Source organism: Okeania sp. SIO2B9 (genome assembly GCF_010672505.1).
GTDB classification, from domain to species: Bacteria; Cyanobacteriota; Cyanobacteriia; order Cyanobacteriales; family Microcoleaceae; genus Okeania; species Okeania hirsuta.
In genome coordinates, this window is sequence record NZ_JAAHGK010000715.1 from 1 (window position 1) to 4,008 (window position 4,008).

2 protein-coding genes are annotated in these 4,008 nt (G+C 39.0%); both read right to left on the minus strand.

Annotated elements, in window-relative coordinates:
* Window positions 1-216 precede the first annotated feature (216 nt).
* The gene (locus tag F6K13_RS22130) at window positions 217-1,638 is read right to left on the minus strand and encodes an NAD(P)/FAD-dependent oxidoreductase (RefSeq protein WP_124144023.1); all 1,422 of its coding nucleotides are present in this window, start codon (window positions 1,636-1,638) and stop codon (window positions 217-219) included.
* 651 nt (window positions 1,639-2,289) lie between these two features.
* Window positions 2,290-3,645, minus strand: a complete 1,356-nt coding sequence (locus F6K13_RS22135) for a methylglyoxal synthase (protein ID WP_124144024.1) — start codon at window positions 3,643-3,645, stop codon at window positions 2,290-2,292.
* Between the last annotated feature and the right edge of the window lie 363 nt (window positions 3,646-4,008).

The following is a 4,008-nucleotide window of genomic DNA, read 5'->3' on the forward strand; positions in this document are numbered from 1 at the left end:
GGATATTTAGTAGGTAATGGCTAATAGCTAATCATAAATAATACAATTAGCTATTAGCTATTCGGATTGACAAATGATATCAAATCCGGTTAAACAGTCATAGGTTGGTTAAGTCTTTAGGAGTCAGGAGGAGAGAGAATCACAAAGATGAGCGTAGTTATGACGATTCGAGATTTTTTTGATGTCCAATTCCCCCGGATTTGATCTGAAAGTGATTTAGCAAAGCAGTTTAGGAATATTTTGCTCTCGATCTGTTGACTCAAATTGTTGATTATTTTTGATTATCTGCCCCAAAATTTTTGCCATAATATCAGGTTGAAACAGAATTTTTGGAGATTGAGTCAGTTGCATGACTAATATATATTTTTGATAAACTTCCGGGTGCTCTACTGAAAGCAGCAATACCTGGTCTAAATATTGCTGTATTAATCTTGTCATCCATTCTGGTTTGCCACCTTCTGTACCTGGCCAACGTAAATCTTCTCCAGTTGCCATTAACCAGGGAGTAGTATTGACTTGAGCAAGTTGCTTCTGGAAACCCTTAGTGAACCCATTGAGACTAGGATGATTTTGCAAGCACTGGTCGAGAGCGATCGCTCCTAAAGCAGCTACAGTCATACCTTGACCATAAACAGGATTAAAGCAACATACTGCATCACCTATAGCAACAATACCATCTGGTAGTCTGGATAATTTCTCGTAATGACTGAGGCGGTTTTCTGTACGTCGGTATCCATAGACAGGGGAAATGGGTTGAGCATCTTTAATAAATTCGTAGACAATGGGATTTCGCAAACTACGGGCAAATTCTAAGAAACCAACTTCATCAGTAGGAGGATAATCTTTGTTGATACCATAAAGAGTAGTCACCCAAAAATTGTTTTCCACCGAATAAATTATCCCTGCACGTTGATCATTGGGTGGCTTTGTTGCTACTGCTAATACTTTCCAATCTGTCTGAAAACCCTCTGGGCACTTATACCATCGACTACTATAGCCCAAAAAAGAATTTATTACTGTTTCTTCAGGAGCTTGATAACCTAAAGCAGTTAACCATTTAGGTAGAGAAGAATTTCGCCCACTAGCATCAACAACTAAGTCAGCAGTTAAATCTTGTTCGTGAGAATTTGACTTTATTCGTACTCCTGTCACTTTGGAGTTATTAACGTTGCTGAGTAAATTTTTTACCTGAGTACCTTCTAGAAATTGCACGCTGTAATCAGCAGTTAATTGACGGCGTATTGACCACTCTAATAGATGCCGACTACAAAGACAACTTTTTATATCGGAACGAAACCGAGGTTGCCAACCAAATAAATTATACCAGGGAAATTCTGCCGCCCAATCAATTTTTAGGGAACCAGCAGTTTCCAAATCTTTGACTAAACCAGGAAACAGTTGCTCTAAAATTTGTTGACCTTTGGATAATAGTACATGGACGTGATGGCTTTGAGCTACTCCTGGCCGAAATTGGGGATGTTCGGGAAAGCGATCACGCTCTACTATTGTTACTTGTTGAAAATGGTTTGTTAATACTCGCCCTGCTAATAACCCTGCGATACTACCACCAATTACAATTGCATGGTTACCTTTTGTAGGTTGTTGCTGTGAAATATTGATTTTGTCTGAGTAGATCATTATTTTTGTATAAAATTTAAGAATTTACCGAATAATTAAGGTAAAAATCCTCTCCTTTAAAGGAGAAACAAGCGATCAAGGGATGGCGATCTTCGGAGCGGCTCTGTCAAGAGCGGGTCTCCTCGCTGGCCGACCATCGACCAAGAGAAGAAAAAATTTTCCTTTGAGTTAATCCTATCCGTTTTCAAGGAGAGGTAATAATTAATAATTAATTATTAATTGTTGAAAGTACCAAAGAAATTTTGAAATTACCTCTACTTTTCTCTTTTCTTCCCTCCTGACTACTGACTCCTCCCTAGTTATTAATAACAGTCGAAGCAAAGGTCATGGACAGATCAAAAGCTTAAGACTCTGACAACACAAAATGGAGTTGGTGATTTGAGGTATGATACCATGTCCAGATAATAGCAATAGCTTGATAGAATTGCGTTCCGTGCTCCGCTTTAACGTGCGTTGTGCGCCAGCAAACAAAAAATTTTCTCCTTCTATTCCTTATTTCTTCCTTACTGAGGAGGTCCTCCCCCTCCCTCCTGGGAGGGGGAGGGGCGAGGGGTGGGTTGACTCCTAACTAATGAAAATTAATATCATACACGCGCTTCACCAACACCCACAAAATTTTTCCTTCTTCCTTCTTCCTTCTTCCTTCTGCTATTAAATTATCCCATCATTTTGCAGAGCCTGATTTTTAACTCTTGTTGGTAAAGATAAGAAACTCCAGGCAGATTTTTCTTCAATTTCATTAGTTGGCGGAGCAAGCACAATTAAACCATCAGGAATACACTTAATTTCAACTGGGGTAGTGCCAATAATTTCACCGTCAAGGACAACTTTTTGCGGTGGATCTGTACTAACTTTTACCTGCTTTGTTCGCAAACCAATAGTATCTTGATCTTGAGCAGGAGTTTTAAATATAGCTGACCCGAACATTCTAACTACGGTATTAACAGCTTGCAGTCTACTATTGGAGGTAATAATCATTACTTCTAATAAACCATCATTCATAATTACTTCTCCCAAACCTTGAGCTAAAACTGATGTGGGTGGAGCTGCATTAGCAATAGTTATTGCTCCTGCTTCAAAGGTTTTGGTAACACCGTCAATTTCTATTTCAACATCAAAAAGTTGTTGTTCGTTTAGTTGCTGCCAACCTGCCATAACGTAGGCAAGCACTCCCCAACGATTTTTGGCTTCTCGATCTGCTCTCTCTATAGTTTCTGCTTCATACCCCACTCCTGCTAACAAAATCATGGTACGGTCATTACACTGACCAACATCTATTGTACGAATTTTGCCTGCTAAGATAATATCGCAAGCACTTCTAATTGGTGTAATGCTGGGAATTCCTAAAGCCATACCAAAAGCATTGGCAGTACCTCTAGGAATTATACCCAGAGGAATACCTGTATTTACTAATTCTCCCGCAACGGCAGAAACAGTGCCATCACCGCCAGAAGCAATAATCAGATCTGCTTGTTTAGCGATCGCTTCTTTTGTCAATTCTTCTGCTGTTTGCTCTATAGTGGTTTCGTGTATATGTAAATGTAGATGAGGTTCGAGAAGTGATTTAATTAATGATAATTCTTGTTGAGCATTGCCCTGGCCAGATACAGGGTTGAATATGAGGTGGGCAACGGTGGCCTGAATTAAACTGTTAATAATTATTTCGGCAGTGGCAATATTAATCGCAATGGGAACATTATGCACCTGACAAATACGCAGTAATAATTTGAGATCTGGTTCATAAGATTGAGAAAATAGGTAGTCTACTAAACAGATAACAGCAATAATATTTCCTGTGGCTATTTCTGCTGCTATTTGAGCATCTCCTCCCAAGGAAATTGGTAATACAGAGTTTATTTCTATAACTGCTTCTTGTAAAAGATATTGAGCAGTGTCTTCTGGCGCAACTAATTTATAGCGAGATAGCACAACTTGATGTTTTTTGACAAATTCAACTAAGTTGTCTTTTTTGCTGTCATAAGCAAGTAAAGCAATTGTGTTTGTCATGGTTTTTATTCTGGAATAAGTATACTAAGTTAGGAGTTATACCAAGGGTGGAAAAAGAATATTACGAATAATCAGGGCAGTTATAGCGCTGCGCGTAGGGAACAGGCAATAGGGAACAGCTCATTTGGGGAAATAAAAAGCTGATCATATAAGATTTTAGCTATTGGACACTTCCTGCAATTTGTAAATATGCCAGTGCACATTGCTATCAAAGACATGTGCAGGAGATGTCCCTTGGACTAAAAAGATAAATTCCGACCTAATAAATGGTATCAAAGCTATTTATTCTGTATGTGGCCAATCCGACGGCTCCCCTACCTGACTCGGTCCTCAGTCCTCCTAAGAAATAACCTAAGTAGAACA

Excerpts from the sequence above, each read along its gene's own strand:
- F6K13_RS22135 (WP_124144024.1), bottom strand. The coding sequence starts at position 3,645 with ATGACAAACACAATTGCTTTACTTGCTTATGACAGCAAAAAAGACAAC.
- F6K13_RS22130 (WP_124144023.1), bottom strand. The coding sequence starts at position 1,638 with ATGATCTACTCAGACAAAATCAATATTTCACAGCAACAACCTACAAAA.